At 67.1% G+C, this 26,674-nt stretch carries 29 protein-coding genes; 13 read left to right on the top strand and 16 right to left on the bottom strand.

All coding sequences use genetic code 11. The features are described from left to right. Nucleotides 1–55 precede the first annotated feature (55 nt). From ACSFA0_RS20575 to ruvB, 5 genes are all read right to left on the bottom strand, one after another. Entirely contained in the window at nucleotides 56–832 is a 777-nt protein-coding gene (locus tag ACSFA0_RS20575) for a hypothetical protein (RefSeq protein WP_435452151.1), read from the bottom strand. Nucleotides 833–850: 18 nt separating this feature from the next. Beyond that, nucleotides 851–1,039: a hypothetical protein gene (locus tag ACSFA0_RS20570; protein ID WP_435452150.1), complete on the bottom strand. Its 189-nt coding sequence runs from the start codon at nucleotides 1,037–1,039 to the stop codon at nucleotides 851–853. 77 nt (nucleotides 1,040–1,116) lie between these two features. Then, the gene (gene dmeF / locus ACSFA0_RS20565; protein WP_435452149.1) at nucleotides 1,117–2,130 is read right to left on the bottom strand and encodes a CDF family Co(II)/Ni(II) efflux transporter DmeF; all 1,014 of its coding nucleotides are present in this window, start codon (nucleotides 2,128–2,130) and stop codon (nucleotides 1,117–1,119) included. 47 nt (nucleotides 2,131–2,177) lie between these two features. Continuing rightward, complete coding sequence (locus ACSFA0_RS20560) at nucleotides 2,178–3,797, bottom strand: rhomboid family intramembrane serine protease (protein WP_435452148.1); 1,620 nt, start codon at nucleotides 3,795–3,797, stop codon at nucleotides 2,178–2,180. 117 nt (nucleotides 3,798–3,914) lie between these two features. Beyond that, nucleotides 3,915–4,970 (bottom strand): Holliday junction branch migration DNA helicase RuvB, encoded by a 1,056-nt coding sequence (ruvB, locus tag ACSFA0_RS20555; protein ID WP_435452147.1) that lies wholly within the window; start codon nucleotides 4,968–4,970, stop codon nucleotides 3,915–3,917. A gap of 118 nt (nucleotides 4,971–5,088) precedes the next feature. Here ruvB and ACSFA0_RS20550 point away from each other — a divergent pair, with 118 nt between their 5' ends. From ACSFA0_RS20550 to ACSFA0_RS20525, 6 genes are read left to right on the top strand one after another with little or no spacing between them, the layout of a single operon-like run. Further along, nucleotides 5,089–5,706, top strand: a complete 618-nt coding sequence (locus tag ACSFA0_RS20550) for a CDP-alcohol phosphatidyltransferase family protein (protein WP_435452146.1) — start codon at nucleotides 5,089–5,091, stop codon at nucleotides 5,704–5,706. A gap of 10 nt (nucleotides 5,707–5,716) precedes the next feature. Further along, nucleotides 5,717–7,477 (top strand): bifunctional alpha/beta hydrolase/class I SAM-dependent methyltransferase, encoded by a 1,761-nt coding sequence (locus ACSFA0_RS20545; protein WP_435452145.1) that lies wholly within the window; start codon nucleotides 5,717–5,719, stop codon nucleotides 7,475–7,477. A gap of 1 nt (nucleotide 7,478) precedes the next feature. After that, a complete protein-coding gene (locus ACSFA0_RS20540) occupies nucleotides 7,479–8,801 on the top strand; it encodes a phosphatase PAP2/dual specificity phosphatase family protein (RefSeq protein ID WP_435452144.1) in 1,323 nt (440 codons plus the stop codon). Further along, on the top strand, nucleotides 8,798–9,241 hold the full coding sequence (locus ACSFA0_RS20535) for a hypothetical protein (RefSeq protein WP_435452143.1): 444 nt from the start codon (nucleotides 8,798–8,800) through the stop codon (nucleotides 9,239–9,241). Before ACSFA0_RS20540 ends, ACSFA0_RS20535 begins: the two co-directional genes overlap by 4 nt. A 37-nt stretch (nucleotides 9,242–9,278) precedes the next feature. Further along, the gene (locus tag ACSFA0_RS20530) at nucleotides 9,279–9,953 is read left to right on the top strand and encodes a lysophospholipid acyltransferase family protein (RefSeq protein WP_435452142.1); all 675 of its coding nucleotides are present in this window, start codon (nucleotides 9,279–9,281) and stop codon (nucleotides 9,951–9,953) included. A gap of 4 nt (nucleotides 9,954–9,957) precedes the next feature. Then, nucleotides 9,958–10,911: a phosphatidate cytidylyltransferase gene (locus ACSFA0_RS20525; protein ID WP_435452141.1), complete on the top strand. Its 954-nt coding sequence runs from the start codon at nucleotides 9,958–9,960 to the stop codon at nucleotides 10,909–10,911. A gap of 7 nt (nucleotides 10,912–10,918) precedes the next feature. Here the strand turns inward: ACSFA0_RS20525 and ACSFA0_RS20520 are convergent, their stop codons facing one another. Both ACSFA0_RS20520 and ruvA read right to left on the bottom strand, forming a co-directional pair. Then, complete coding sequence (locus ACSFA0_RS20520; RefSeq protein WP_435452140.1) at nucleotides 10,919–11,884, bottom strand: hypothetical protein; 966 nt, start codon at nucleotides 11,882–11,884, stop codon at nucleotides 10,919–10,921. A 26-nt stretch (nucleotides 11,885–11,910) separates the two neighbouring features. Further along, nucleotides 11,911–12,483, bottom strand: a complete 573-nt coding sequence (gene ruvA, locus ACSFA0_RS20515; protein ID WP_262073493.1) for a Holliday junction branch migration protein RuvA — start codon at nucleotides 12,481–12,483, stop codon at nucleotides 11,911–11,913. 30 nt (nucleotides 12,484–12,513) lie between these two features. Here ruvA and ACSFA0_RS20510 point away from each other — a divergent pair, with 30 nt between their 5' ends. Then, on the top strand, nucleotides 12,514–13,461 hold the full coding sequence (locus ACSFA0_RS20510) for a PhoH family protein (RefSeq protein WP_435452139.1): 948 nt from the start codon (nucleotides 12,514–12,516) through the stop codon (nucleotides 13,459–13,461). Beyond that, on the top strand, nucleotides 13,461–13,919 hold the full coding sequence (ybeY, locus tag ACSFA0_RS20505; protein ID WP_435452138.1) for an rRNA maturation RNase YbeY: 459 nt from the start codon (nucleotides 13,461–13,463) through the stop codon (nucleotides 13,917–13,919). Before ACSFA0_RS20510 ends, ybeY begins: the two co-directional genes overlap by 1 nt. Nucleotides 13,920–13,931: 12 nt before the next feature. Here ybeY and dtd read toward each other — a convergent pair whose 3' ends face one another. Together dtd and ACSFA0_RS20495 are read right to left on the bottom strand one after the other, a co-directional pair. Continuing rightward, nucleotides 13,932–14,375 carry a D-aminoacyl-tRNA deacylase gene (dtd, locus tag ACSFA0_RS20500; protein WP_435452137.1) on the bottom strand — a complete coding sequence of 148 codons (444 nt, stop codon included), beginning with the start codon at nucleotides 14,373–14,375 and terminating at the stop codon, nucleotides 13,932–13,934. Beyond that, on the bottom strand, nucleotides 14,372–15,304 hold the full coding sequence (locus ACSFA0_RS20495) for a cation diffusion facilitator family transporter (protein WP_435452136.1): 933 nt from the start codon (nucleotides 15,302–15,304) through the stop codon (nucleotides 14,372–14,374). Before ACSFA0_RS20495 ends, dtd begins: the two co-directional genes overlap by 4 nt. A 125-nt stretch (nucleotides 15,305–15,429) precedes the next feature. On the opposite strand from ACSFA0_RS20495, the gene ACSFA0_RS20490 reads away from it, so the two are divergent. Next, nucleotides 15,430–15,906: a FecR family protein gene (locus tag ACSFA0_RS20490; protein ID WP_435452135.1), complete on the top strand. Its 477-nt coding sequence runs from the start codon at nucleotides 15,430–15,432 to the stop codon at nucleotides 15,904–15,906. Then, nucleotides 15,903–16,505, top strand: a complete 603-nt coding sequence (locus ACSFA0_RS20485; RefSeq protein WP_435452134.1) for an OmpA family protein — start codon at nucleotides 15,903–15,905, stop codon at nucleotides 16,503–16,505. The genes ACSFA0_RS20490 and ACSFA0_RS20485 overlap by 4 nt, the downstream gene beginning before the upstream one ends. Before the next feature lie 97 nt (nucleotides 16,506–16,602). Here ACSFA0_RS20485 and tyrS read toward each other — a convergent pair whose 3' ends face one another. Then, nucleotides 16,603–17,835, bottom strand: coding sequence for a tyrosine--tRNA ligase (gene tyrS, locus ACSFA0_RS20480; protein WP_435452133.1), 1,233 nt, complete (start codon nucleotides 17,833–17,835; stop codon nucleotides 16,603–16,605). A 159-nt stretch (nucleotides 17,836–17,994) separates the two neighbouring features. On the opposite strand from tyrS, the gene ACSFA0_RS20475 reads away from it, so the two are divergent. Next, nucleotides 17,995–19,350 (top strand): peptidoglycan DD-metalloendopeptidase family protein, encoded by a 1,356-nt coding sequence (locus tag ACSFA0_RS20475; protein WP_435452132.1) that lies wholly within the window; start codon nucleotides 17,995–17,997, stop codon nucleotides 19,348–19,350. A gap of 46 nt (nucleotides 19,351–19,396) precedes the next feature. Next, a complete protein-coding gene (locus ACSFA0_RS20470; protein ID WP_435452131.1) occupies nucleotides 19,397–20,506 on the top strand; it encodes an anhydro-N-acetylmuramic acid kinase in 1,110 nt (369 codons plus the stop codon). Between the two features lie 6 nt (nucleotides 20,507–20,512). On the opposite strand, the gene mdtD is transcribed toward ACSFA0_RS20470, so the two are convergent. The 6 genes from mdtD to ACSFA0_RS20440 form a co-directional block, all read right to left on the bottom strand. After that, nucleotides 20,513–21,946 carry a multidrug transporter subunit MdtD gene (mdtD, locus tag ACSFA0_RS20465; protein ID WP_435452130.1) on the bottom strand — a complete coding sequence of 478 codons (1,434 nt, stop codon included), beginning with the start codon at nucleotides 21,944–21,946 and terminating at the stop codon, nucleotides 20,513–20,515. Between the two features lie 89 nt (nucleotides 21,947–22,035). After that, nucleotides 22,036–22,407: an iron-sulfur cluster insertion protein ErpA gene (gene erpA / locus ACSFA0_RS20460; protein ID WP_307688109.1), complete on the bottom strand. Its 372-nt coding sequence runs from the start codon at nucleotides 22,405–22,407 to the stop codon at nucleotides 22,036–22,038. A 212-nt stretch (nucleotides 22,408–22,619) separates the two neighbouring features. Beyond that, nucleotides 22,620–23,012, bottom strand: a complete 393-nt coding sequence (gene rpsI / locus ACSFA0_RS20455) for a 30S ribosomal protein S9 (RefSeq protein ID WP_435452129.1) — start codon at nucleotides 23,010–23,012, stop codon at nucleotides 22,620–22,622. Next, nucleotides 23,009–23,476, bottom strand: coding sequence for a 50S ribosomal protein L13 (rplM, locus tag ACSFA0_RS20450; RefSeq protein WP_140843823.1), 468 nt, complete (start codon nucleotides 23,474–23,476; stop codon nucleotides 23,009–23,011). The genes rpsI and rplM overlap by 4 nt, the downstream gene beginning before the upstream one ends. A 239-nt stretch (nucleotides 23,477–23,715) precedes the next feature. Further along, nucleotides 23,716–25,014: a S1 family peptidase gene (locus ACSFA0_RS20445; RefSeq protein WP_435452128.1), complete on the bottom strand. Its 1,299-nt coding sequence runs from the start codon at nucleotides 25,012–25,014 to the stop codon at nucleotides 23,716–23,718. After that, nucleotides 25,011–25,607: a hypothetical protein gene (locus ACSFA0_RS20440; protein ID WP_435452127.1), complete on the bottom strand. Its 597-nt coding sequence runs from the start codon at nucleotides 25,605–25,607 to the stop codon at nucleotides 25,011–25,013. The genes ACSFA0_RS20445 and ACSFA0_RS20440 overlap by 4 nt, the downstream gene beginning before the upstream one ends. A gap of 128 nt (nucleotides 25,608–25,735) precedes the next feature. On the opposite strand from ACSFA0_RS20440, the gene ACSFA0_RS20435 reads away from it, so the two are divergent. Next, entirely contained in the window at nucleotides 25,736–26,674 is a 939-nt protein-coding gene (locus ACSFA0_RS20435) for a 23S rRNA (adenine(2030)-N(6))-methyltransferase RlmJ (protein WP_435452126.1), read from the top strand.

Here is a 26,674-nt window from a genome sequence, read left to right as displayed (position 1 = left end):
CGATGGCATGACGCTTCGGTGACGTGGCGCGCGCGCCACCCAGCCGGTGCGCCGGTCAGGCGACCGGTGCGGCCGGTTCGGGCTCTTCTTCCAGCCGCAGGTACTGGATGTTCAGCGTGATCGCCTCGGCATAACGCAGCACGAAGTAGTCGCCCTCGACGGGATAGAAGCGCTCTTCGCCAGCCGGGTCTCCCGGTGCGGCGTCGAGTGCCTTGTCGCCGCTGAGCGGGCGGCGGCCGACGCCCTGCAGCACCAGCCGGTCGAGCGAACCATCAGGCGTGAAATAGAAGTCTTCGAGAAAGCCCTGGTAGACCACGGGCTGCCCGGCGACATCGACGACGGCGGCCACCTTGATCAGGTCGGGCAGCTCGGCTCGCTCGAAGTCGGCACCGGTGAGCAGGTAGTACCAGGGCGCGTCGTGGAAGCGTGCCACCGGCGCCAGCCAGTGGCCCAGGCGGTCGAGCCGGCGCCAGGTGATCAGCGATCGCAGCAGCGTGGGCGCCACGACGCTTGCCGCCAGCAGCGTGCCGAAGTAGCGCGCCACCGGGCCTGCCAGCGCGCCGACGCTGGCCACCGCCGCGGTCTGCGTCGCCGGGCTGGACGAGAGCAGGCCCAGCAGCAGATCGAAGCGAAGGGTTTCACCCAGGAAAAGCCACGCCCCGAAAAGCCAGAGGCCGTGCAGCAGGCAGGCCCAGAGCACGGCTTCGGCGACGACCCGGCCGAAGGGCGCGTAGTCGAGCGCGGTGCGTTCGGCGCGCTTGAAGCGGCTGCGAAAGACGAAACCGGGGAGGACGAGCAGGAAGATGACAAGCGCCGGCAGCGCGACGTTCATCGCGGTCCGCGGGCGGCGTCAGGCCGCTTTGGGAACGACCACGGCGGTCAGGCGGCGCACCGTGGCGCCTTCGCGCAGCAGGATGGTCTGCTCGCTCGCGTCAGGCTGGCCCTGCCGGCTCGCCAGCGACACAACCTGGCGCAGCTGCATGCGCGCCTGGTTGTCGGCCAGGACTTTCTTCGCGAGGGGGCTTTGAAGCGCTTTCATGACGGTTCCGTTCGATGAGGGCGGCAATGCGCCGGATAGTGCCAGAAGCGAGGCCCGCTCACCACAAGCCACGGCCTTCATGCCCCGGAGATGGCACCGCCCGCGCCGAAAGCAAGTGTCGGCTCGTCGCCCGCACAGCGCTGGATCTCGACGGTCGAATGCACGATCTCCTCGTGCATCGAGAAGGTCGCCCGCACCGCCTCGGCGTCGAGCGTGGGCGAGTGGGTCACCACCGTCAGCGCGCATGAATAAGCGTTGCGGCCGACGCGCCAGACATGCAGGTCGGCCACGCGGGTGTGCGAATCGGCCAGGCCGTGTTCGACGCCTTCGCGGATCTCGTCGACCACCGGGTGGTCCATCTCGCGGTCGAGCAGCACGCGGCCGGTCTGCAGCAGGAGGCCCTTGGCCCACACCGCCACCAGCACGGCGCCGACGATGCCCATGGCCGGGTCGAGCCAGCGCCAGCCCATCAGCCAGCCGCCCACCAGCGCCGCGATGGCGAGCACCGAGGTGGCGGCGTCGGCGATGACGTGGAGGTAGGCGGACTTGAGGTTGAGGTCTTCGCCGTGCGCGTGGCCGTGGCTGTGACCGTGTTCATGACCATGGCCGTGCGCATGGCCATGGTCGTGCCCATGGTGCGCACCGCCCAGCAGCCGCGCGCAGACCAGGTTGACCAGCAGCCCGATGACGGCCACGACGATGGCCTCGCGGTAGTGGATGGGTTCCGGCGACCACAACCGCTCCAGCGAGCCGACCACCATCAGCGCCGCAATGCCCAGCAGGAAGAGCGCGCTGGCGAAGCCGGCGAGCACCTCGATCTTCCAGGTGCCGAAGGCAAAGCGCGGGTCCGCCGCGTAGCGCCGCACCGCCGCGTAGGCGAAGGCGCTCAGGCCGATGGCGAAGGCATGCGAGCTCATGTGCCAGCCGTCGGCCAGCAGCGCCATCGAGTTGAACCACCAGCCGGCGCCGATCTCCAGCACCATCGTTGCGGCGGTGATCCACATCACCAGGCGCGTGCTGCGCTCGGCGCCGTGGCTCTCGGTGTCGAAGCGGTGGTGGTGTTGCCAGGGGCGCAGATCGTGGGTGTGCATGCAGAAGTTTCTGTTGAAAAAAGGTCGGTTACGACGCCTCTCGTCAGTCAAAGAATCGATGACCCAGCAGGCTTCTCGGCCTTCGATCGGCTCAACCTCTGATTTTCAGCCGTTCGCTCGCCGATGAGAGTTCCTTCTTCAGCTCTGCGAGCCGTTTGTCGATCATCTCCGAATCGGCGGGGCTGTCGGCTTTTCGGACTTCGAGCTCCATCATTTCGATCAGAATCTCCGTGATCGCCCTGATGTGGTTCAGCGGCGTGCTCTGTGAATGAAGTGCCCCCGGGCGGGGGGGGCAACGACGTCAAACTTTCACGGACCGCACGATAGGCTGGCAGATGTCTTTCCCGGATGGCCTTGATCAGCAATGCATCACTCAGCGTACCGGCCTGATTGGCCGCCGCATCTTTCTGAAGCGCGACTTCTGCCGTCTGGAGCTGGGGCATCGCCCGTGCAAGTACGGCCTGCTCCTCGAATCTGCGCCGATGATCCACCCCCGGGTGCACAACGGCCAGCACCAGTGTGACGAGGCCTGCTCCCACGGCCACACCAGTCAGCATTTGTCGCCGTCGCGTCGACGACGAACTCCTCTGCTCATCGATGCGCTCCGCCAGCAGGCAAGCCATCGCAGCACCAGCAATCAAACCGCCCACATGCGCTGCGTTGTCGACTCCCTGCTTCGTGAATCCCTGGACCAGCGAATAGACAAGAAATATGCCTTGGCTGGTCAGGACATCTTTTCCGATCATTCCTGGTATGCGGTGCCGATGGCGATGCACCGTGACCAACAAAGCCCCGAGGATCCCGAAGACCGCGCCCGAAGCGCCAACAGCCACGGAATGCTGCGATGCGAAGTGCAAACTCAGTGCGTTGCCGATCAACGCGCTCCCGAGGTAAACAACCAGGAACTGGGCATTCCCGAAGAGGCGATTGAGCATCAACCCGGCCGTCCAAAGCCCAAGCATGTTCAGCGCCAGATGCACGATGCCTCCGTGGAGAAAGGCCGCAGCCAGAAGGCGCCAGTATTCGCTCTCCCGCGTGACGGCCCAAGTTGAGTTCGCACCCCAACGAAATAGGTCGCTTGCGGCAGGCGTCAGCGGATTGAGACCTTTCAACAGGGTGAGAAGCCAGACCCCAACATTGAGCGCAACGATCAGATAGAGCGCCCACGGATACGGCGTCAATGTCCGCAGCCGCGCCTGGAACGCAGCAGCTAAGGCCATATCCTCCATGCGCTTCTGGACGACGGCCTGTGCCCGCGTCCCGCCGTACGCTGCGAACGCTTTGAGGACGACGTCGGCTACCCGAGCATGGTCGCCCGTAGGCAGTGTCATCAAGGGAATTCGACGCACCGGCTTTCGGCCACTCAGCCATTGAGCCGTTCGCGACACCGATGGACTGTCCGGGACCAGATCGACGATCAATTGCGGATGTCCCTGAACAGACTCTTGACGGATCTCGGCGACATCGATCCAGGGCACCACATGACCGCGCAGAAGATAGCCTGTGATGCCTTGCGGACCCACACTGACCACCGGGAGGCGCGTCACAAGCTGCCGGCCAATCAACCAAACCACCCAGAGTCCAAAGAGAAGTCCGAACAGCCAGCCAATGCCCGTGTTGCTGCCCCATTGCTTCGCCAGCATCCAGCCCATGAATGCGTCCATCATGAGCAGAAACGCGATCAACCGGCCTATCACGCTGCGCCAAGACGCGCGAAACTCCATCAAACCCCGTTGGGCCCCTTCAACCATCCTGGCCTCCCAGCCGTCGTCGTTTTTGAGTTCTCAGACACCAAACATGTCGCCATCCCTCGTCGGCGGCGCCACGCCCAGGTGCCGGTAGGCCGCCAGCGTCGCGATGCGGCCGCGCGGCGTGCGCTGCAGGTAGCCCTGCTGAATCAGGTAGGGCTCGATCACGTCCTCGATCGTGTCGCGCTCTTCGCCGATGCTGGCGGCGATGTTGTCCAGCCCGACCGGGCCGCCATCGAAGCGGTGGATGACGGCCTCGAGCAGCTTGCGGTCCATCAGGTCGAAGCCCTGCGGGTCGACGTCGAGCATGGCGAGCGCCCGGTGCGCGATGTCTTCGGTGATGCGGCCGTCGCCCTTCACATCGGCGTAGTCGCGCACGCGGCGCAACAGGCGGTTGGCGATGCGCGGCGTGCCGCGCGAGCGGCGGGCGATTTCGAAGCCGCCGGCCGGGTCCATCGGCGCGTTGAGCAGGCCGGCGCTGCGGGTGACGATGCGGCCCAGCTCCTCGGCCGTGTAGAACTCCAGCCGCGAGACGATGCCGAAGCGGTCGCGCAGCGGATTGGTCAGCATGCCAGCGCGGGTGGTGGCACCGACCAGGGTGAAGGGTTGCAGGTCGAGCTTGATGCTGCGGGCCGCGGGGCCTTCGCCGATCATGATGTCGATCTGGTAGTCCTCCAGCGCGGGGTAGAGGATTTCCTCGACGACCGGGCTCAGCCGGTGGATCTCGTCGATGAAGAGCACGTCGTTCGGCTCGAGGTTGGTCAGCAGTGCGGCCAGGTCCTTGGGCTTCTCCAGCACCGGGCCGGAGGTCTGGCGCAGGTTCACGCCGAGTTCGGCCGCGATGATGTGGCTGAGCGTGGTCTTGCCCAGGCCGGGCGGACCGAACAGCAGCACGTGGTCGAGCGCCTCGCCGCGCTTGCGGGCGGCCCCGATGAAGATCTCCAGCTGCTCACGCACCTTGACCTGGCCGACGTAGTCGTCGAGCAGCTTGGGCCGCAGCGCCCGCTCGATGGCTTCTTCCTTGGGCGAAGCAGGCGCGGCGGACACCACGCGTGGCGGGGCGGGGGCGAAGTCGTCGGTCTGGATGGTCATAGGGGCTCGGCTGAAGGAACAGTTTAGTCGGCCGAACGGCCGCGTGACGCCTGTCCGCGGCTGGTGCGCGCAATCCCCTGGGGCAGAATGCAGTTCAAAAACAAGGGGAGTTGTCCGAGTGACCATCTACGAACTGAAGCCACGCTTCCAGGCGCTGCTCCGGCCGGTCGTGGTGCGGCTGAACGCGGCAGGCGTGACCGCCAACCAGGTAACGCTGGCGGCCTGCGTGATCTCAGTGGCGCTCGGGCTGTGGCTTTTCTTCGCCGCGCCGCGCGCCGGCTACTTCGCGCTGATCCCGCTCTGGATGTTTATGCGCATGGCCTTCAACGCCATCGACGGCATGCTGGCGCGCGAGCACGGCCAGCAGAGCGCCCTGGGCGCCTTCCTCAACGAACTGACCGACGTGCTCTCCGACGCGGCGCTGTACCTGCCCTTCGCGCTGGTCGCGCCCTTCCACCCTTTCTGGGTCGGCACGGTGATCGTGCTGGCCGGCCTCAGTGAATTCACCGGCGCGCTCGGCCCGACGGTCGGCGCCTCGCGCCGCTACGACGGCCCGCTGGGCAAGAGCGACCGCGCCTTCGTCTTCGGCGCGCTCGGGCTCTATGTGGCGCTGGGCTGGCCGCTGCCCGGCTGGGCCGGCTGGCTGATGCCGCTGCTCGCCGCGCTGGTCGCCTGGACCATCGTCAACCGCATCCGTCGCGCGCTGGCCGAAGCCGGCACGCGCCCCACTCTCTGAATCGACCCCCATGACCCAGCCTCGCGTTCCGCACGAGCACCACTTCACCACGCACGACGGCGTCTCGCTGTTCTACCGCCATTGGCCGGCTACCGGCGCCGCACGACGCGGTGCCATCCTGCTGTTCCACCGCGGCCACGAGCACGGCGCGCGAATGGCGCACCTGATCGACGAGCTCGACCTGCCCGACTTCGACTTCTTCGCCTGGGACGCCCGCGGCCACGGCCAGTCGCCGGGCCCGCGCGGGCACAGCCCGAGCTTCGCGACCTCGGTGCGCGACGTGCAGACCTTCGTCGACCACATCGGCAGCGCGCACGGCGTGCGGGAGCGGGACCAGTACGTCATCGCGCAGAGCGTGGGCGCGGTGCTGATCTCGACCTGGGCGCACGACTACGCGCCCAAGGTGCGCGGCCTGACGCTCGCGTCGCCCGCCTTCAAGGTCAAGCTCTACGTGCCCTTCGCGCGTGCCGGTCTCGGGCTGATGCACAAGCTGCGCGGGCTGTTCTTCGTCAACAGCTACGTCAAGCCGAAGTTCCTCACGCACGACCCGGAGCGCATCGCGAGTTACGAGCGCGACCCGCTCATCTCGCGGCCGATCGCGGTGAACATCCTGCTCGACCTGTACACCGCCGCCGACCGCGTGGTGGCCGATGCCAACGCGATCACGCTGCCCGTGCAGCTGTTGATTTCGGGCGCCGACTGGGTGGTGCACCACAAGCCGCAGCACACCTTCTTCGACAAGCTCGGCAGTGCGATCAAGACCAAGACGGTGCTGCCCGGCTTCTTCCACGACACGCTGGGCGAGCGCGAGCGCGCACCCGTGGTGGCGTCGATCCGCGAGTTCATCCTGCAACGCTTCGACGCGCCGACGCCGCCGGTCGACCTGCGCGAGGCGCACCTGCAAGGCGCGACGGCCGACGAGTCGCGTGCGCTTGCCGCGCCACTGTCACCCTGGTCGCCACGCGGCGCGTACTGGGCCGTCACGCGCGCCAGCCTGCGCTTTGGCGGGCTCTTGTCCCGCGGCGTCAAGCTGGGGCACGACACCGGCTTCGATTCGGGCAGCACGCTCGACTACGTCTACCGCAACGCGCCGGAGGGCAAGGGCGCGCTGGGCCGGTCGATCGACAAGACCTACCTCGAATCCATCGGCTGGCGCGGCATCCGCCAGCGCAAGGTCCATGTCGAGGAACTGATCCGCGAAGCGATGGAACGCCTGGCCGAGCAGCACCGCGAGGTGCGGGTGATGGACATCGCCGCCGGCCACGGCCGCTACGTGCTCGACGCGGTGCAGGCGAGCCCGGTGAAGGCCAGCTCGATCCTGCTGCGCGACTACAGCGATATCAACGTGCGCGACGGCACCAAGCTCATCGCCGAGAAGGAACTGCAGGACGTCGCGAAGTTCGTGCAGGCCGATGCCTTCGACCGCATCAGCCTCGCGACCGTGACACCGCGGCCCACGCTGGCCGTCGTGTCGGGCCTGTATGAACTCTTCCCCGACAACGAGATGGTGCGCCGCTCGCTCGCCGGCGTCGGCGACGCGGTGGAAGACCGTGGCTACCTGGTCTACACGGGCCAGCCGTGGCATCCGCAACTGGAGATGATCGCCCGCGCGCTGACCAGCCACCGCCAGGGCGAGGCCTGGGTGATGCGCCGCCGCACGCAGGCCGAGATGGACCAGCTGGTGGAGGAAGCCGGCTTCCGCAAGATCGCCCAGCGCGTGGACGAGTGGGGCATCTTCACCGTCTCCTTGGCCATCCGCACCGTGCAGTGAGATGAGTCCGCGGCAACGCCCCTGGAAGCGTGCGATCGCCTGGTTGGTGTTTCTGGGGCCGCTGTTCTATGCGACCTATGGCTTCGCGAACTGGTGGGCCGCGTCGCGCACCGTGGTGCCCACGCTGGCCTTCGTGTGGGAACGCGGCATTCCCTTCTGGCCCTGGACCATCTTTCCGTACTGGACCATCAACGTCTTCTACGCACTGTCGCTCTTCTTCGCGCGCGACAGGCATACGATGGACCGGCACGCGCTGCGGCTGGTCAGCGCCACCGTCATCGCGGTGAGCTGCTTCGTGCTGTGGCCGCTGCGCTTCAGCTTCGGGCAACCACCGGTCAGCGGCGCGCCGGCCTTCCTGTTCGATGCGCTGCGCGGCTTCGACCAGCCCTTCAACCAGGCGCCGTCGCTGCACATCGCGCTGGCCGTGATCCTGTGGGATTGGTACCGCCGATTCATCCGCCCGCTGTGGGCGCGGCTCGTGCTGCATGTGTGGGCCTTCGCCATCTGCGCATCGGTGCTCACGACCTGGCAGCACCACGTCATCGACATTCCGACGGGTGGGCTGCTCGGCCTCGTGTGCGTGTGGCTGTGGCCGCTGGAACGGGTGGCGTCGATCCGGCAGGGCTGGCGGGTCACGCGTGATCCGCAGCGCTGGAAGCTGGCCGGTGTCTACGGCGTCGGCGCGCTGCTTTTTCTCGGTGCCGCGCTGGCCATCGGCGGGTTCGGCCTGTGGCTCGGCTGGCCCGCTGCGTCGCTGGCCCTGGTCGCGCTGAACTACGCGGCGCTCGGCGCGCGCGGCTTCCAGATGGACGGGCATGGCCGCATGCGCTGGGCGGCGCGATGGCTCTTCGCGCCCTACCGGCTCGGTGCGGCGGTCAACGCCTGGGCCTGGACGCGGCGCCTGCCGGCGTCGGTCGAGGTGGCGCCAGGGCTGCGGCTCGGCCGCATCCCGACGCGGGACGAATGGCTCGCGGCCGGCCAGCCGCGGCTGGTGAGCCTGTGCGCCGAGCTGCAATTGCCGCGCGTTAACGGCGCGCGCTGCGTGCCGATGCTCGACCTCGTCGTGCCGCCGCCGCACCGGCTGCGTCGCGCGGCCCAGATCATCGATGCGCAACGCCGCGCCGGCCACCCCGTGTGGGTGTGCTGCGCGCTCGGCTTCTCGCGCAGCGCGGCCGCCACCATCGCCTGGCTGCGCTTGCACGGTAGCGTGACCAGCGTGATCGATGCCGAAGCGCAGGTGCGCCGCGCACGGCCGCAGATCGTGCTACGTGCCGCCTGGCAACAGGCACTCGACCACGCGACCCGGCACACTCGCACCCCATGACCGACCACGAACGCGCCCTCTGTACCGCCACGGCCCGGCTGCTGCAGGCCGCCGGCGTCATCGCGGCGTGGGGGCTCGGGCTGAGCCTCGTCGCCCTCGGCGTGCTGGCGCTGACCGGGCGCTCGCTCTCGATGCTGTCCTGCATGGGCTTCGGCGCGGTCGCGGTCATCGGCATCTTCGAGCGCTACATGGCGCTGCGGCTGCGGCTCGACGTCGGCCTGTTCGACGGCCTGGCCAGCGGCGCGATTCCCTCGCTCAGCACGCTCGACGTGGCCCTGCAGAAGCTGGGCCTGCGCCAGGCGTCGGAGGCCCCCGAGGCGCCGCGCGCGCTGGCCGACCGGGCGCAGGGCGCCCGTCAGCTGATGCAGCGCCACGGCATCGCCGTCGCCTGCCAGAGCGCAATGTTCCTGCTGGCACTGCTGACCCAGGACTTGCGCTGACCCCTCCCCCGTCATCACACGAAGAAGCGTCGTCACCATGAGTTCTCCCCCTCGCAACGGCCTGCGCCATGTGGCCGCCGTCGTCTCGGCCTGGTTGATCGTGCTGGCGGCAAAGCTCTTGACCGGCGTGCGCGCCATCTGGTCGGGTACCACGCCCAAGGCCGAGCAGACGCTCTACTTCGCCAACCACACGAGCCACGGCGACTTCGTTCTGCTGTGGGCCACGCTGCCGGCCGACCTGCGCGCCCTCACGCGGCCGGTGGCGGGGCAGGACTATTGGGAGGCCTCGTCGATGCGTCGTTTCATCGGCGCGGACGTGTTCAACGCGCTGATGATCCGCCGCGACGGTGGCACCGGCGCTGGCGCACCCAACCCGGTCGAGCAGATGACCGAGGCGCTGCTGTCGGGTGATTCGCTCATCATGTTCCCCGAAGGCACCCGCAACACCGGCGACGAGACGCTGCTGCCGCTCAAGAGCGGCCTCTTCCACCTGGCGCGCGCCTGCCCGCAGGTGCGGCTGGTGCCGGTGTGGATCGAGAACCTGAAACGCGTGCTGCCCAAGGGCGCCCTGGTGCCGATCCCGCTGGCCTGCACGGTGCGCTACGGCACGCCGCTGGTGCTGGCCGAGGGCGAAGACAAGAACGCCTTCATCGCGCGCGCCCGCGCCGCGATGCTCGAACTGCGCCCCGAATACGACAAGGCGGAAGACTGAAGCCATGAACATCTCCGCTTCGACCCACACCACGCTGATGCTTTTCGGCGGTGTCTTCGGCGTGCTCGTGCTCGCCTCGGCCATCGGCGCGCTGCTGAAGTGGCGCGTGGCGCACGGCCAGCCGCATTCGGTGATCGACAACCTCAACGCACGGGTCAACGCCTGGTGGGTGATGGTGGCGGTCATCGGCCTGTCCTTCGCCTTCGGCAAGGGCGGCGTGATCGTGCTGTTCTACCTGATCTCGTTCTACGCGCTGCGCGAGTTCATGAGCCTGGCCTACACCCGGCGCGGCGACCACGCCGCCATCGCGGTGGCCTTCTTCATCGCGCTGCCAGTGCAGTACCTGCTGATCTGGATCGACTGGTACGGTCTGTACGCGATCTTCATCCCGGTCTACGCCTTCCTGGTGCTGCCCATCCTGGCGGCCGTGGGCGGCGACACGCAGCGCTTTCTCGAGCGCACCTCGAAGATCCAGTGGGGACTGATGGTCTGCGTGTTCTGCATCAGCCACGTGCCGGCCCTGCTCACGTTGCAGATCCCCGGTTTCGAAGGCCGCAACCTGCTGCTGATTGCCTTCCTGGTGATCGTGGTTCAGGGCAGCGACGTGCTGCAGTACGTGTGGGGCAAGCTGCTGGGCAAGCGCAAGGTCGCGCCCGAACTGTCTCCGTCGAAGACGTGGGAAGGGCTGATCGGCGGCGTGGCCAGTGCCACGGCACTCGGCGCCGCTCTGTCCTGGGCGACGCCCTTCACGCCATGGCAAGCGGCTCTGATGGCACTGACCATCTGCCTGATGGGCTTCTTCGGCGGCCTCGTGATGTCGGCCATCAAGCGCGATCGCGGCGTGAAGGACTGGGGCCACATGATCGAAGGCCACGGCGGCATGCTCGACCGGCTCGATTCGGTGGTCTTCGCTGCGCCCGTGTTCTTTCACGTGCTGCGCTATTGGTGGGTGCCCTGAGCGCGGCTCAGTCGTCGCTCAGCGTTGTCCCTCGACAGGCCAGGTAGCACAGCGGCAGAACGACCGCGACGCAGCCGATGGCCACCCACAGGCTCAGGAAGGTGTAGAAATTGTGGCGCCCCGGGTCGCTCGCCAACGCGGCGAGCAGGTCCGCATCGCGAAGCCCGCCGAGTCCGCGTGCCGCGGCGAAGTCGTACGCCGCCGACCCGATATGGCTCAACGCCACCAGCACCGGCGCGATCAGAGCCAGCGGCAGCCAGGCGCCGCGCACCTTGCGCCATGACAGAACTTGCAAGAGGAAGAAAAGCGCCACGCCGATGACGATCAACCCGAGCACGAAGTCGTCGCGTGCGAATTGAAGCAGCCAGGGCCAAGTCACCTGAAGCGGCCACAAGGGCCATTCGGCACGTGACGCGAAGGCGATCACCGGCCGCGCAAAGGCGTCGAGGCCCAGCGCCAACAGCGCCCGCCCGGCGAGTGCCGAAGCGCAGGCGATGCCGGCGACGATCAGGCAGCCGGCACGCAGCCGCTGGCGCCCGGTCGTCGAGGGCGGCACCGGCGGCAGCGTCGTCTTGAGTTCGATTTGGCGCAACGGCTGGCCCGGTGCGCGCCAGATGGTGTGCGTGGTCGTGATGCTGCGCGGCTGCGGCTGACGAGCCGCGCGGTCCCCGGCCACCAGCCAATCGACGGCGGCCAGCGCCAGCGCGAAACTGCCCGTCGCCGTGAGCCATGCGCAAGCGCCCGGCATGTCGATGAAGCCTCCCGGGGTGAGCATGGCCGAGTGGCCGTACACCAGCGCAGCCGCGCCATGCGCCAGCATGATGGGCACGCTGCACAGCAGGGCCATTCGGACCAGCAGCGCATCGCCTTCAGGCGACTCCTGGCGCGGATCGAGCCGTTGCCAGAGCGACACCCAGCGCGGGGCTTCGCCGCGTGGATAGACAGTGCGCGCCGTCGCCGACATGCGCTGCATGCGGGCGTGCCACCGGCCCCGGCTCGTCACTTCGCCAGTGCCCGCAGCGCCAGCTTGATGCCGTCGCTCACGCTCGCGTCCTTCGGCAGGGCCTTCAGCGCCGCCGAGGCTTCCTTGTCGCTGTAGCCCAGCGCAATCAGTGCCTGCAGGATGTCGGCCTGCGCGTCGGTGGCGGCGTGCGCGGGCAGCGCGATGTCGGCGCCCAGCTTGCCCTTGAGTTCGAGCAGCAGGCGCTCGGCGGTCTTCTTGCCGATGCCGGGGATCTTCACCAGCCGGCCAGCGTCCTGCAGCGTGACGATCTGCGCCAGCTCACCCACGCTCAGGCCCGACAGCACGCCCAGCGCCATGCGCGGGCCGATGCCGGAAATCTTGATGAGCTGGCGGAAGGCCGCCCGTTCTTGATGGGTACCGAAGCCGTAGAGAATCTGCGCGTCTTCACGCACCACGAAGTGCGTCAGCAGCGACACGCGCTCGCCGGTGTGCGGCAGGTTGTAGAACGTGCTCATCGGCACGTCGACCTCGTAACCGACGCCGTTGCAGTCGACGACCACCTGCGGTGGATTGCGTTCAGCCAGCGTGCCGGTCAATTTGCCTATCATGGGTGTCCTTCAAGAGTCCGGAATTATCCTTTGATCGTTCGCCACACCTTCAAGCCCCTCAACAACGTGCGCCTCGGCCACCTGTGCGGCCCGCTCGACGAGCACCTGCGCCGCATCGAGGACACGCTGGGCGTGACGATCGCGCACCGCCACGAGCAGTTCAGGGTCGAAGGCCCGAAAGCCATCGCCGACCAGGCCATGGAAGTGCTGCAGGCGCTGTACGAGATCGCCGATCGGCCGATCGACCCGGCCGTCGTGCAGCTCACGCTGGCGAGCGATTCGGGCATGACCGCGGACGGCGAGGCCGGGCCGATGCTGGTCACGCGACGTGCCGACCTGCGCGCCCGCACCCCGACGCAGGCGGCCTACCTCGAGCACATCGCCAAGCACGACATCACCTTCGGCATCGGCCCGGCGGGCACGGGCAAGACCTACCTCGCGGTGGCCTGTGCGGTCGACGCGCTGGAGCGAAGCGCGGTGCAGCGCATTGTGCTGACCCGCCCGGCGGTCGAGGCGGGCGAGCGGCTCGGATTCCTGCCGGGCGACCTGAACCAGAAGATCGATCCCTACCTTCGCCCGCTGTACGACGCGCTGTACGACCTGATGGGCTACGACAAGGTGCAGAAGGCCTTCGAGCGCAACGCGCTGGAGATCGCGCCGCTGGCCTTCATGCGCGGGCGTACGCTCAACAACGCCTTCGTGATCCTCGACGAGGCGCAGAACACGACGCCCGAGCAGATGAAGATGTTCCTCACGCGCATCGGCTTCGGTGCCAAGGCCGTGGTGACCGGCGACGTGAGCCAGATCGACCTGCCCAAGTCGCAGCTGTCGGGCCTGATCGACGCGGAGCGCGTGCTCAAGCGCGTGAAGGGCATCGCCATCACGCGCTTCAGCAGTGCCGACGTGGTGCGGCACCCGCTGGTGGCGCGCATCGTCGACGCGTACGACGGGCAACGCAAGCGCAGCGGAGCCGATTGATGGCGCTGCCGGCCCTGACGCTGTCGCTGCAATTCGCGCGTTTCAAAGGCGTAGAGCTTCACCGCGCCGCGCTGCCGCGCCACCGCGTCACGCGCTGGATCCGGCATGCGCTGGACATCGACGGCGAGATCACCGTGCGCATCGTCGATGCGGAAGAAGGCCAGCAGCTCAACCGCGAGTTCCGCGGCAAGGACTACGCGACCAACGTGCTGACCTTCGACTATGCTCAGGCGCCGGTCGTGATGGCCGATCTGGTGCTCTGCGCGCCGGTGGTCGCACGCGAAGCCAAGGAAAACCGCAAGACGCTGGCCGACCACTACGCGCACCTGCTGGTGCATGGCACGCTGCACGCGCAGGGCTGGGACCACGAGACCAGCGAGGCCGACGCCGACGAGATGGAAGCCTACGAGATCGAGATCCTGGCCGAAATGGGCATCCGCAGCCCCTACGGCAAGTAGCTGCCGGCGGCCCTACGCTGCCATCTGCAGCGGGATCGTCACGGGGCCGTCGTTGACCAAATGCACTTGCATGTCGGCGGCGAAGACGCCGGTCGCCACCACGGGATGCGCAGCGCGCACCTGCGCCACGAACAGGTCATAGAGCCGCCGGCCCTCATCGGGCGCGGCGGCCTGCGTGAAGCTCGGCCGGTTGCCACCGCTCACGTCCGCGGCCAGGGTGAACTGGCTCACGACCAGCAACCCGCCACTGATGTCCTGCACGCTGCGGTTCATCTTGCCGGCGTCATCCGCAAAGATGCGCAGCTTGAGGATCTTGGCGAGCATCCGGCCAACCACGGCGTCGGTGTCGCCGCGCTCGGCGCACAGCAGCACCAGCAGCCCTGCGCCGATCGCGCCGACGGTTTTCCCAGCGATGTCGACGCGGGCTTCGCGCACGCGTTGCAGCACCGCCTTCATTCGTGCTCCCCCATGCCCACGGCGCGCGCTTCCATGTCGAGCGGCAGCAGCTGGATCGTGACGCGCAGACCCGGGACCGCGTCCATCAGCGCCTGCTCGAGCGCATCGCGCAACCCGGCGGCGCGCTGCAGCGACCAGTCGCCGGGCACATGCATGTGCAGATCGGCGAAGCGGCGGCGCCCCGCGCTGCGCGTGACGATGTCGTCGAAGCGCAGGTGCGCGCCGCCGGTTCGCTCGGAGAAGCGCGCAAGCGCGGCGTCGATGGCGGCGAGCGACGGCGCATCGAGGGCCTGGTCCATCAGGCCCTGGGACGAACGCCAGACCAGGTGCGCCCCCTCGCGCACGATGTTCAGCGCGACCCCGATGGCCAGCAGCGGATCGAGCCACAGCCAACCGGTGAAATGCACCGCCACGATGCCGACCACCACGGCTGCGGAGGTCCACACGTCGGTGACCAGGTGCCGGCCGTCGGCTTCGAGTGCGATGGATCGGTGCGCGCGCGCCGCACGGAACATCGCGACGGCCAGTCCCGCGTTCAGCATCGAGCTGAGGATCGACAGCGCCAGGCCCCAGCCGAGTTGTTCGATGGGCTGCGGCGACATCAGCCGCACGATGGCGGCCCAGCCGATGGCCAGCGCCGCACCGATGATCAGGATGCCTTCGAAGCCGGACGAGAAGTACTCCGCCTTGTGATGCCCGTACGGATGGTCGTCGTCGGCAGGGCGTGCGGCGATCGTCACCATGGCCAGCGCAAACATCGCACTGGCGAGGTTGACAAAGGATTCCATGGCATCGGAGATCAGGCCCATGGAATTGGTCACATAGCCGGCCGCGCCCTTGAGCACGATGGTCACGAGCGCCACAGCGACCGAGACACGCAGCAAGACCTTGGGGCTCCAGCGAAGGGATGAAGAAGGAGCAGCAGGCATGGCAGAGGAAAAAGCGGTACTAGACCGCACAAGGGAGCTGAATTATCGCGACCTGATCGACGACGCGATGCGGTGGCTTACCATGCCGGGCCTCGCCCCGTGGCGACACCGTTCAAGGAGTGACCATGAACCATCGGATCCCGACCCTGCTGTGCGTCCTCGCCTTCACCTTCGCCAGCGGCGCCGCGCTGGCACAGGCAGCCGCACCATCGCCCGAACTTCAGGCCGGCACCATCAAGTCGGTGCGCGGCGACGTGCAGTTGCTCAGCGCCTCCGGGGCCCAGCGGCCGGCGTCGTCCGGCGATGTGCTGATGCCCGTCGACCGCGTGCTCACCGGCGTGGACTCCGCCGCGGCCGTGGTGCTGCGTGATGGCACCACGATGGTGGTCGGGCCCTCGTCGCGGCTGGACGTGAAGGAATTCCACTTCGACGCCACCACGCAGGACGGTGGGTTGTTGGTGTCCCTGCTGCGCGGCTCGATGCGCATGATCACCGGGCTGATCGGCAAAAAGCAGCCTGATGCAGTCCGCGTGGAAACCCAGACAGCTACCATTGGCATCCGCGGCACCGACTTCATCGTGCAGGCCGACGCCCAACCGTGACCCTCCATCGACTCGCACTCTCTGTCTTCACCAGCTTCCTGATCGCGGCCTGCTCGTCTCCCGGCACCCGCGTCGTGCTTCTTCCGCAGGCCGACGGCCGCCCGTCGGCGGTGGTGGTCCGTGCCAACGGCGGAGAAGAGGTACTGGGCAAACCGTATCAACGCGCCACGGCCCTGCGCGGCAGCACGGGCGCCCCGGTGGTCGACCAGGCGGACCCGGCGCGCATCCAAGCCGAAAACCGCAGTCTGTTCGAGATGATGCCGCCGCCGCCGCAGCGCTACACGCTCTACTTCAACGCTGGCGAAGCGACGCTGACAACCGAATCGCAGACCACGATGAGCGAAGCCCTGGCCGCCGCCGCCGCGCGCAACGGGGGCGAGATCGTGGTGACCGGCCACACCGACACGAAAGGCACCCAGGAGCACAACGACGAACTGTCACGCCGGCGCGCTCAGGAGGTGCGACAAATGTTCGCCGACCGGGGCTTTCCCGCCCATCGCATCCAGGCGGTTGGCCGCGGCGAACGCAACCTGATCGTCCCGACAGCCGACGACATCGAAGAACCTCGCAACCGCCGGGTGACAATCGAGGTCCGCTGACGCTGTGCCAAAGCCGGCGACGCCGCCAACCGGTGTCGGCCACGTTGCCGATCAGCCTCGGTAGGGCGTGGTGGCGACCAGGGGTGGGCGGTTGCGTTCAGTCCAGCGAGACCCGCGCGAACTTGCGCTTGCCGACCTGCACCACATAGCTGCCGGCGGGCAGCTTGAGGCCCTTGTCGCTGACCACGGCAGAGTCGATGCGGACGCCGCCGCCATCGATCAGGCGGTTGCCCTCTGACGTGGACGCCGCCAAGCCAGCCTGCTTGAGCAACTGACCGATGCCCAGCGGAGCACCCGACAGCGTCACCTCTGGAATTTCGTCAGGCACGCCGCCCTTGCTGCGGTTCGCGAAGTCCTGTTCGGCGGCCTCGGCGGCTGCGGCGCTGTGGAAGCGCGCGGTGATTTCCTTGGCGAGCGCAACCTTCGCATCCTTGGGGTTGCGGCCAGCGGCGACCTCACCCTTCAGGGCCTCGATATCGGCCATCGAACGGAAACTCAGCAGCGTGTACCAGCGCCACATCAGGTCGTCGGAAATCGACAAGACCTTGGCGAACATGGTGTTCGGCTCCTCGGTGACGCCGATGTAGTTGCCCTTGCTCTTGGACATCTTCTCGACGCCGTCGAGGCCTTCCAGCAGCGGCATAGTGAGTATGCACTGCGGCTCTTGGCCATATTCCTGCTGAAGATGTCGGCCCACCAGCAAGTTGAATTTCTGGTCGGTGCCGCCGAGTTCCAAGTCGGACTTGAGCGCCACGGAGTCGTAGCCTTGCATCAGCGGGTACAGGAATTCGTGGACGGAGATCGACTGGCCGGCCTTGAAGCGCTTGGTGAAGTCGTCGCGCTCCATCATCCGCGCCACGGTGTACTTGGCGGCCAGCTGGATCATCCCACGCGCGCCCAGCGGATCGCTCCACTCGGAGTTGTAGCGAATCTCGGTACGCGCCGGGTCGAGCACGAGGCTGGCCTGGCGGTAGTAGGTCTGCGCGTTCGCCTCGATCTGCTCGCGGGTCAGCGGCGGCCGGGTGCTGTTGCGGCCCGACGGGTCGCCGATGGTGCTGGTGAAGTCGCCGATCAGGAAAATGACGGTGTGGCCCAGATCCTGGAGCTGGCGCATCTTGTTCAACACCACCGTATGACCGATGTGGATGTCCGGCGCCGTCGGATCCAACCCCAGCTTGATACGCAACGGCGTGCCGCTGAGTTCGGAACGCTGCAGTTTTCGCACCCACTCCTCCTGAGGGAGGAGTTCGTCAGCCCCCCGCAGGGAAATGTCGAGTGCCCGTCCTACATCATTGGAAAGACTTTGGCTTGTAACAAACTCGGACTTCATTGGGATTTATTGGCAGTTTTGCGTATGGCCGAAGCTATACTCAGCCCGACATCTTTCGAGCGTCGGATTCTAAGCGGCGCTTTCTTTCGCTCTGTCCTACAGCACGCCATTGCGAGCCTTTGCTGAGGACGCGCCGAACCGACACAGGGTTTTAAGACGTTGATCAACGCCATTCTCGCTGCCGAGGAGTTGCTGGCTTCCCGCGTGGCCCACACATTCCGCAGCTATCCGAAGCAGATCAGCACCGTGATCGGCGCAGCGCTGCTGTGCATGGGCGGAGGCGCCTTCGCCGTGGCATCGCTCGGCCCTGACGTGGCCGACCTGCCCGTCACGCAGGTGCTCGAAGCCGTCCAACCTCTGGCCTCTTCAGAACAGGTCGACGCGCTCGACACGCACGACTTCACGCTCTTCAGAACGGAACTCACGCGCTCGAGCGACACGATCGAAGCCCTGCTCAAGCGGCTGGGCATTGCCGACCCGGCAGCCGCGGCCTTCGTGCGCGGCAATGCCGAGGCTCGCGGCGCGCTGTTCAACCGCACCGGTCGTACCGTGACGGCCGAGGCCGCACGCGACAACACCTTGCAACGCCTGAGCGCTCGCTGGATTCCCGACGGCGACGGCGGCTTCAAGCGCCTGGTGATCGCCCGCAACGAGGCGGGCAATGGCTTCACCGTGCGCACCGAGGCCGACCGGCTCACAGCCGCGAGCCGGCTCGCCAGCGGCGTCGTCCGCAGTTCGCTGTTCGCCGCCACTGACGAGGCTCGCATCCCCGATGCGGTCGCCAGCCAACTGGCCGACATCTTTGCGGCTGACGTGGACTTCCGCGCGTTGCGCAAGGGTGACCGCTTCGCCGTCGTCTACGAAACCTTCGAAGCCGATGGCCAGTCGTTGCGCAGCGGCCGGGTGCTGTCGGCCGAGTTCGAGAGCAACGGCAAGACCTACCAGGCCATGTGGTTCCAGGAACCGGGCAAGAAGGGCGGCTATTACCGTCCGAACGGCGACAGCCTGCTGCGCGCCTTCCTGTCTTCGCCGGTCGAGTTTTCGCGTATTTCGAGCGGTTTCGCGATGCGGATCCACCCCATCCAGAACACCTGGCGCCAGCACAACGGCATCGATTTCGCCGCGCCGACGGGCACCGCCGTGCGCGCCGTGGGCGACGGCGTGGTCGAGTTTGCCGGTCGGCAGAACGGCTACGGCAACATCGTCATCCTGAAGCACCGCAACAACCAGGAAACCGTGTACGCGCACCTCAGCCGCATCGACGTGAAGGTCGGTCAGGCGGTGAACCAGAGCCAGTTCATCGGCGCGGTCGGTGCCACTGGCTGGGCCACCGGTCCGCACCTGCACTTCGAATTCCGCGTGAACGGCGAGTACGCCAATCCGGCCAACATCGCGCAGCAGGAAGGCGGCACACCGATCAGCGCATCGGTGCGCCCGGTCTTCGACCGTCAGGCGATGGCGACGCGCCGCGAGTTGGCCGCCGCCTTCTCGGTGGTCCAGGCCAGCGCCGACTGAAGTACAGCACCGGCGACCTGCCCGGTGCGACTTTCAACGAGCGAGCATGGCTGAACGCTTCATCGGCCTGATGTCGGGCACCTCGCTCGACGGGGTCGATGGCGTCATGGCGGATTTCGACGCGGGACGCATCGCGGTCCTGGCCCACGCCACCGCCCCTTTTCCCAGCGGTCTACGCGCCGAGCTCCTGGCACTCAACACGCCCGGCGAGAACGAGCTGCACCGCGCTGCACTGGCGGCCAACGGCCTCGTGCGCGTCTACGCCGATGTGGTTCGGCAGTTGCTGGACGACACCGGCTGCTCGGCCACTGAAATCACCGCGATCGGCGCGCATGGCCAGACCGTCCGGCACCAGCCCGGCGTGGTGGACGGCGTCGGCTACACCTTGCAGCTCAACAGCCCTGCCCTGCTGGCCGAGCTGTCTGGGATTGACGTCGTCGCGGACTTCCGCAGCCGCGACGTGGCCGCTGGCGGCCAGGGGGCGCCGTTGGTGCCCGCTTTTCACCGCGCAGTGTTCGGGCAGGCGCGGCAGACCCTGGCGATCCTGAACGTCGGAGGCATCTCGAACCTGAGCGTGCTGCCCGCCGATGGCGGCACCGTGCTCGGCTTCGACTGCGGCCCCGGCAACGCACTGATGGACCACTGGTGCCGCCTTCACACCGGCCAGCCCTTCGACGACGGCGGGCGGTGGGCCGCCAGCGGGCGTGTCGACCCGCTGCTGCTGGCGCGACTGCGCAACGAGCCCTTCTTCGCACAGCCGCCGCCCAAAAGCACCGGCCGCGACCTGTTTCATCCCGCCTGGCTCGATGCCATGTTGAGCGGCGCGTCACTCACACCCGTCGACGTGCAAGCCACGCTCACCGAACTCACCGCCTCCGCGTGCGCGCACGACGTGCTCCTGCACGCCAGCGATGCGGTCGCGCTGATCGTCTGCGGCGGCGGCGCGCTCAACGACCACCTCATGGCGCGCCTGGCGGCGCTCTTGCCCAAGCTGACGGTGTGCTCGTCCGCCGACCGTGGCCTCCCGCCACAACAGGTCGAGGCAGCCGCCTTCGCCTGGCTCGCACGTGCCACGGTCCGGCGCGAGCCCGGCAACCTGGCGAGCGTGACCGGCGCGGGCGGCGCCCGGGTGCTGGGTGCGATTTACCCCGCCTGAAGCCCTTCAGCCGTGGCCCGACACCTCGGGCTGTGCGGGCTGCACGGCACGCGCCTCGGGCGGCAAGTGCCAGAAGATCAGCGCAGAGGCGAGCGTGATCAGCCCCATCGTCGCGAATGTGGCCTGGAAGGCGTGCAGGGTGTCGACGGGTCCGGCGCTCCCGAAGATCCCCGTGTAGCCACCGAGGACCGAACTGGCGGCCGCCACGCCCAGGCTCATCGCCAGCATCTGCACCATCGACAACAGGCTGTTGCCACTGCTCGCCATGCTGCTGTCGAGGTCGCGCAGCGTGACGGTGTTCATCGCCGTGAACTGCAGCGAGTTCACCGCGCCGAAGCACAGCAGCTGCACGATGTGCAACGCCACCGGTTGTCCTGGTGACGTGAGCGCGAAGCTGGACATCGTCAGGCCCACCAGCGCGGTGTTGACCACCAGCACGCGGCGGTAACCGAAGTGCGTGATGAGCGGCGTGGTGAAGCGCTTCATGGCCATACCGGCCATCGCGATGGGCAGCATCATCAGGCCCGCGCGCAGGGGCGAGTAGCCCATCGACACCTGTAGCAGGAGCGGCACGAGGAACGGCATGCAGCCGCTGCCCAGGCGGGAGAACAGGTTGCCGAGCAGGCCGATGCTGAGGGTGGGCACCTTGAACAGCACCGGCGAGAACAAGGGATCGGGCTTGCGCGAAGCCTGCAGCCAGTAGGCGGTCAGGCTCGCGAAGCCGAACACCAGCAACACGAACACGCTCACCTGGCGCAGCCCCAGTTCGGCCACGCCGTCCAGCGCCAGCGAAATCGCCACCATGCCGAACGCCAGCATGGCATAGCCGGTGGCATCGAAGCGCCGCAACTGCGCACCCCGGAGGTCCGGCATGAAGCGCAGCGTGGCGATGCAGCCCATCAGGCCGACCGGTACGTTGACCAGGAAAATCCAGTGCCACGACGCGTACTGCACCAGCCAGCCGCCCAGCGTCGGCCCTAGAAGCGGCCCGATCAGCCCCGGGATGGCGACAAAGCTCATCGCCTGCAGGAACTCTGCGCGGGGCACCGTGCGCAACAGCGCCAGGCGCCCCACGGGCAGCAGCAGCGCGCCGCCGAGCCCCTGCACCACGCGGGCAGCCACGAGTTGGCCGAGGCCCTGCGACAGCGCACAGGCCACCGATCCGAGGACGAACAGCACGATCGCCGAGAAGAAGATGCGCCGCGTACCGAAGCGATCGGCGATCCAGCCGGACGCCGGAATCAACATGGCCATGGTCAGCGAATAGGCCACCACCACCGACTGCATCCGCAGCGGGCTTTCGCCCAGGCTGGCGGCCATGGCCGGCAACGCGGTGTTGATGATGGTCGCGTCGAGCGTCTGCATGAAGAAGCCGACGGCGACGAGCCAGAGAAGGCTCTTGCGGACAGGGTCGGCGGGCATGGCGGCCTCTGACGTCATAGCAAAAACGAGGAATGGAAATTCGACAGGCAGCAAAAAGCCGCCCGAAGGCGGCTTGGTGGGGATGCTAGATCAGCAACATTCAGGCATCAGGCCGAGAAGCTCGAGCCGCAGCCGCAGGTGCTGGTGGCGTTGGGGTTCTTGATCACGAACTGAGCACCCTGGAGGTCTTCCTTGTAGTCGATCTCGGCGCCGAGCAGGTATTGGTAGCTCATTGCATCGATCAGCAGCGACACGCCGTTCTTGGTCATGGTCGTGTCGTCTTCGTTGGTGATCTCGTCGAAGGTGAAGCCGTACTGGAAGCCGGAGCAGCCGCCCCCCTGCACGAACACCCGCAGCTTGAGCTCGGGATTACCCTCTTCGGCGATCAGGTCAGCCACCTTGGCGGCCGCGCTGTCGGTGAAGACGATCGGCTCGGGCATCTGGGTCGGGGTCTGGATGGTTTCGGCAACAGCGCTCATGGCTTACTCCTGTGGGGGTGGGCCGATTCGGGCGGCCAATGACTTCAATGCTACTTCAATAGCAAGAAAGCCGCCCCGAGGGGCGGCTTTCAGCACGTACGAAGTGCGGATATTCGCGTCGCGAGCCGCTGCAGGGCAAGGCGCAAACCGGAGCCGGACTCCCGTCCGGCGAGGATTTGCAACGCCGCCATGCAGTGGCGCAGCAGCGAAGATCAGCGCTTCGAGAACTGCTTGCGGCGGCGGGCAGAGTGCAGACCGACCTTCTTACGCTCGACTTCACGCGCGTCGCGCGTCACGAAGCCAGCCTGGCTCAACACCGGCTTGAGCGTCGCGTCGTAGTCGATCAGCGCACGGGTGATGCCATGGCGCGCTGCACCGGCTTGACCCGATTCACCGCCACCGTTGACGTTGATCATGATGTCGAAAGCTTCGACGTTGTTCGTCAAGAACAGCGGCTGCTTCGCGATCATGATGGACGTCTCACGGCCGAAATAGGCCTGGATGTCCTTGCCGTTGACCGTGATCTTGCCGGTGCCCTTCTTCATGAACACACGGGCGACGCTGGATTTGCGACGGCCGGTGCCGTTGTTCCATTCACCGATCATTTGGCGGCCTCACGTTGGGCGTTGGTGGACAAGCCTGCGATTTCCAGAACCTTGGGCTGCTGTGCGGTGTGCGGATGTTCCGCGCCGCCGTACACCTTGAGCTTCTTGATCATGGCGTAGCCAAGCGGGCCCTTGGGCAGCATGCCCTTGACGGCCTTTTCCAGGGCACGGCCCGGGAACTTGTTCTGCATGTCGCGGAAGTTGGTGGCACTGATGCCGCCCGGGTAACCCGAGTGACGGTAGTACACCTTGTCGATCGACTTGGCGCCGGTCACGCGGAGTTGCGATGCGTTGATGATGACGATGAAGTCACCGGTATCGACGTGAGGCGTGTAAATGGCCTTGTGTTTGCCGCGCAAACGGAGAGCAACTTCGCTGGCTACTCGTCCGAGGACCTTGTCGGTCGCGTCAATCACAAACCACTCGTGCGTCACGTCAGCGGGTTTTGCGCTGAACGTTTTCATGAGTATCTTTCGACTTGGTTTGCCCAACCGGAGTTGGTGTGGCTGTGCCCTTTTCCACGGTCGGTTTTCCTCTGATGGGAATCTCTTAGGTGGGGGATCGCGTGCCGGAACCGGCTCGCACACTCCGCCGCGGGGCTGCCAAAACGCTGCGAAGCCCGCGATTCTATGATGAAAGGCGGGCTTCGGGCAAATTTAGGGCTGGCGCTGCTCTGCGGGGCGCGAGCGGCGTGGCGTTCACGTCAGCGCAGCGTGCGAACGAATTCGAGCGTTTCTCGGACCGGCGTAGGGCCGAGGAGTGACTTCGATTCAAACTGCACCACACGGCCAAGCGCTGCGCTGTACAGAAAAGATCCCGAGAACTGCTTGCCCGCGCGACCCGGAATGGTGCCAAGGGAGGGGTAGATCCACCCCTCGAAAGACACCTGCATCACGCGCAATTCCTCCCCATCCACCCTCTTGGAACGCTCGCCGACGACCACGAAATCCAGCTCATGACGCCACCGGTCGCCCTGCGCCGGCTCATAGTCCGCGTGCCAGCGCATACCGGGCCGCATGTCCTTTCGCGCCCAACCGCCTGGTGGCGTCGAGGCGTCGTAGGCCCCGCCCGCTGGCGAGACGACCGAGACAACCCGGCCATCGAGTTTCTCGACGCGACCACCGCCGTTGAACACCATCTCATCACCGATGATGCGATCCAGCCGGTAGATCACCGGCGCACGATTGCCGGTGAGGTTGTCGATGCGGACGTACTCGAGTGCCTGCCCGGGCCGCAGAGGATCGGCGAGCTTTTCGGCAACGGCGGCCGATGGCTGCGGCGGTGCGACCGCCGCAGGCGTTACGGGCACGGACGACGACGGCGCCATCGCGCGCGCTTCCGACAAGACAGCGCGCGCACGGGCTGGAAGCTCAGCCACGAACTCCGCAGGGATTGCCGAGCCTGCTGCATTCGCATCGCCATGGGGAGCGTCCGCCACCAAAATGCCCAGCAGCCGGCCTTCGCTGTCGAACAACCCTCCACCGCTCGCACCTGCCGCTGTGGTCACGTTCGTTTGCAGGCGCCGCACCTCATCGCTGTCACCGCCACGCAGCCCCGAGAGCAAGCCGACGGAGAGCGTGTTCTCCACCCCGCGCGGATTGCCGACGGCGTACACCCGTTGACCCGGACGTGCGGAGCCGACCGGCGCCATCGGGACGGCCGGCGCTGAAAATCGAGCGACGCTGAGTTGGCAGAGATCACGCGCCGGATCGGGGAACTCGAGCGTCGCGCCATAGCTGACGTTGTCCTGCCGCACGACGACGCTGCTCGCCTTGGCGAGCAAGCGACAACTGGTGACCAGGCGACCCGGCGCCACCACCACGGCACTGCCCGTCTGCAGCGGACGCTCCTGCGCATCAAGCGTGCGCAACGACCAGACGCTGGGTGATACGCGCGCGAAGAGGACGTCGGGCTCCAGCGCGCTTGCGCTGCCTTGCACGCCCATCGCACCTAGCAGCAGTGCGATGCCACGGAAAAATCTCGGTCGGTATGCGCGCGTCATGGCTTGCTGGGCAACAAGCCACGAAGGTCATCCATCGAAACCCGTGTGGCTGCACCACTGCCGGAACTGGACGCCACGGGCGTTGCAGGGGATGCAGGGGATGCCGGGGTCGGGAGGGACGCGGGGGTGAGGGTGGCGGGTGAGGCAGAGGGTGTCGCAGCCAACTTGGTTTCACCGACCCGCACGCCCGCGAGCGGTTGATCGCCGATTTGCGCACCACGATCGAAGGTTCGCACCTCGCCGAAGACCAATTGCATCCAGCTTGGATAGTTGAAGCCCGCGCCCGTTCCAGAGTCGATGGCCGCACCGATCAGCCCACCGATCAACACGTTGCCGACCATGCCGGTATTGACCCGGGACGTCGCCTGCCCACTGGCCGGCGCATAGCCCGGCTGCCTGCATTCAATGTTCAGCGTGCCGCCCGATCGGCGCACCTGGACACTCGACCCCGACAGCGCGGTCGTTTCCGACTTGTCGTTGGCCACGCTGCATTCAGCACCCTCGACAGCCTTGCCATCCGCTGTGAGCGTGTCGATCGTCACCGTCTGGCTGGTTCCGTTCGTCACCGACGCGCAGCCCGCGAGAATCGACAATACGCAGACGCCAGCGCACAGGCCCCAAAATCGCCCCCTCGAGATTCGCATCTCCACTCCTCTTGTATTTGAATGTTACGGGCGTGGAGTCTAGCGATCGCCCCTCTTCTCTCCAGGCACTATTTCACATGTTCAGCTACCGCCACGCCTTCCATGCCGGCAACCACGCCGACGTGCTCAAGCACACGGTGCTGATTGCCACGCTCGAGCACCTGCTCGAGAAAGACGCGGCACTCACCGTGGTCGACACCCATGCCGGGGCCGGGCTGTACCGGCTCGACGGCGACTACGCCGACACCAGTGGCGAGGCCGCGCAGGGCGTGCTGCGACTGCTCAACCCGCCGGCCGCGCCCGTGGCCGCCCCGGGCACCAAGAAGGCCACGCCCCCTGGGACCGATGCGCCCCTGGCCGACGCCATCGCCCGTTACCTCGCCGTGATCGCCGACTTCAACCCGAAGGGCGGCGCGAAGGTCTATCCCGGCTCGCCTTTCATCGTGCAACACCTGCTGCGCGAGCACGACCGGCTCAAGCTCTTCGAGCTGCACCCGACCGATTCGCGCACGCTCGACGCCAACATCGCGCAGCTCGAGGCCGGCCGGCAGATCGCCGTCTTCGGCGAAGACGGCTTCGGCAGTGCCACCAAATTCCTGCCGCCGCCGTCACGCCGCGCCCTGGTGCTGTGCGACCCGAGCTACGAACTCAAGACCGACTACGGCCGCGTGCTCGACTTCGTCGGCGAAGCCCTCAAGCGCTTCGCCACCGGCACCTACGCCGTCTGGTACCCGATCATTCCGCGGCCCGAGGCACACGACCTGCCGCGCCGGCTCAAGACGATGGCGACCAAGGCGGGCAAGTCGTGGCTGCATGCGACGCTGACCGTCAAGTCGAGCAAGATCGTGACGGCGCCGACCGGCGAAACGCGCCGGCCCGGGCTGCCCGCCAGTGGGATGTTCCTGATCAACCCGCCCTACACGCTCAAGGCGCAGATGGCAGCCGCGCTGCCGCAGTTGGTGGAACGCCTGGGTCAGGACCGCAACGCCACCTTCTCGCTCGACGCCGGCGGCTGA

The organism is Variovorax restrictus, from assembly GCF_051216715.1.
Classification (GTDB): domain Bacteria; phylum Pseudomonadota; class Gammaproteobacteria; order Burkholderiales; family Burkholderiaceae_C; genus Variovorax.
The sequence above is the reverse complement of the archived record's forward strand: the minus strand, read 5'-3'. Positions and strand labels throughout refer to the sequence as shown.

What these genes read in the sequence shown, in the direction of transcription:
- ruvA (WP_262073493.1), bottom strand. Translation starts at nt 12,483, where the DNA reads ATGATAGGCAAATTGACCGGCACGCTGGCTGAACGCAATCCACCGCAG.
- ACSFA0_RS20495 (WP_435452136.1), bottom strand. Translation starts at nt 15,304, where the DNA reads ATGCCTGCTGCTCCTTCTTCATCCCTTCGCTGGAGCCCCAAGGTCTTG.
- ACSFA0_RS20560 (WP_435452148.1), bottom strand. Translation starts at nt 3,797, where the DNA reads ATGATGGACGCATTCATGGGCTGGATGCTGGCGAAGCAATGGGGCAGC.
- erpA (WP_307688109.1), bottom strand. Translation starts at nt 22,407, where the DNA reads ATGAGCGCTGTTGCCGAAACCATCCAGACCCCGACCCAGATGCCCGAG.
- ACSFA0_RS20535 (WP_435452143.1), top strand. Translation starts at nt 8,798, where the DNA reads ATGACCGACCACGAACGCGCCCTCTGTACCGCCACGGCCCGGCTGCTG.
- mdtD (WP_435452130.1), bottom strand. Translation starts at nt 21,946, where the DNA reads ATGACGTCAGAGGCCGCCATGCCCGCCGACCCTGTCCGCAAGAGCCTT.
- rpsI (WP_435452129.1), bottom strand. Translation starts at nt 23,012, where the DNA reads ATGATCGGTGAATGGAACAACGGCACCGGCCGTCGCAAATCCAGCGTC.
- ACSFA0_RS20540 (WP_435452144.1), top strand. Translation starts at nt 7,479, where the DNA reads ATGAGTCCGCGGCAACGCCCCTGGAAGCGTGCGATCGCCTGGTTGGTG.
- ACSFA0_RS20545 (WP_435452145.1), top strand. Translation starts at nt 5,717, where the DNA reads ATGACCCAGCCTCGCGTTCCGCACGAGCACCACTTCACCACGCACGAC.
- ACSFA0_RS20490 (WP_435452135.1), top strand. Translation starts at nt 15,430, where the DNA reads ATGAACCATCGGATCCCGACCCTGCTGTGCGTCCTCGCCTTCACCTTC.
- tyrS (WP_435452133.1), bottom strand. Translation starts at nt 17,835, where the DNA reads ATGAAGTCCGAGTTTGTTACAAGCCAAAGTCTTTCCAATGATGTAGGA.
- ACSFA0_RS20520 (WP_435452140.1), bottom strand. Translation starts at nt 11,884, where the DNA reads ATGCAGCGCATGTCGGCGACGGCGCGCACTGTCTATCCACGCGGCGAA.
- dtd (WP_435452137.1), bottom strand. Translation starts at nt 14,375, where the DNA reads ATGAAGGCGGTGCTGCAACGCGTGCGCGAAGCCCGCGTCGACATCGCT.
- rplM (WP_140843823.1), bottom strand. Translation starts at nt 23,476, where the DNA reads ATGAAAACGTTCAGCGCAAAACCCGCTGACGTGACGCACGAGTGGTTT.
- ACSFA0_RS20525 (WP_435452141.1), top strand. Translation starts at nt 9,958, where the DNA reads ATGAACATCTCCGCTTCGACCCACACCACGCTGATGCTTTTCGGCGGT.
- ACSFA0_RS20575 (WP_435452151.1), bottom strand. Translation starts at nt 832, where the DNA reads ATGAACGTCGCGCTGCCGGCGCTTGTCATCTTCCTGCTCGTCCTCCCC.
- ruvB (WP_435452147.1), bottom strand. Translation starts at nt 4,970, where the DNA reads ATGACCATCCAGACCGACGACTTCGCCCCCGCCCCGCCACGCGTGGTG.
- ACSFA0_RS20445 (WP_435452128.1), bottom strand. Translation starts at nt 25,014, where the DNA reads ATGACGCGCGCATACCGACCGAGATTTTTCCGTGGCATCGCACTGCTG.
- ACSFA0_RS20530 (WP_435452142.1), top strand. Translation starts at nt 9,279, where the DNA reads ATGAGTTCTCCCCCTCGCAACGGCCTGCGCCATGTGGCCGCCGTCGTC.
- dmeF (WP_435452149.1), bottom strand. Translation starts at nt 2,130, where the DNA reads ATGCACACCCACGATCTGCGCCCCTGGCAACACCACCACCGCTTCGAC.
- ACSFA0_RS20470 (WP_435452131.1), top strand. Translation starts at nt 19,397, where the DNA reads ATGGCTGAACGCTTCATCGGCCTGATGTCGGGCACCTCGCTCGACGGG.
- ACSFA0_RS20570 (WP_435452150.1), bottom strand. Translation starts at nt 1,039, where the DNA reads ATGAAAGCGCTTCAAAGCCCCCTCGCGAAGAAAGTCCTGGCCGACAAC.
- ybeY (WP_435452138.1), top strand. Translation starts at nt 13,461, where the DNA reads ATGGCGCTGCCGGCCCTGACGCTGTCGCTGCAATTCGCGCGTTTCAAA.
- ACSFA0_RS20435 (WP_435452126.1), top strand. Translation starts at nt 25,736, where the DNA reads ATGTTCAGCTACCGCCACGCCTTCCATGCCGGCAACCACGCCGACGTG.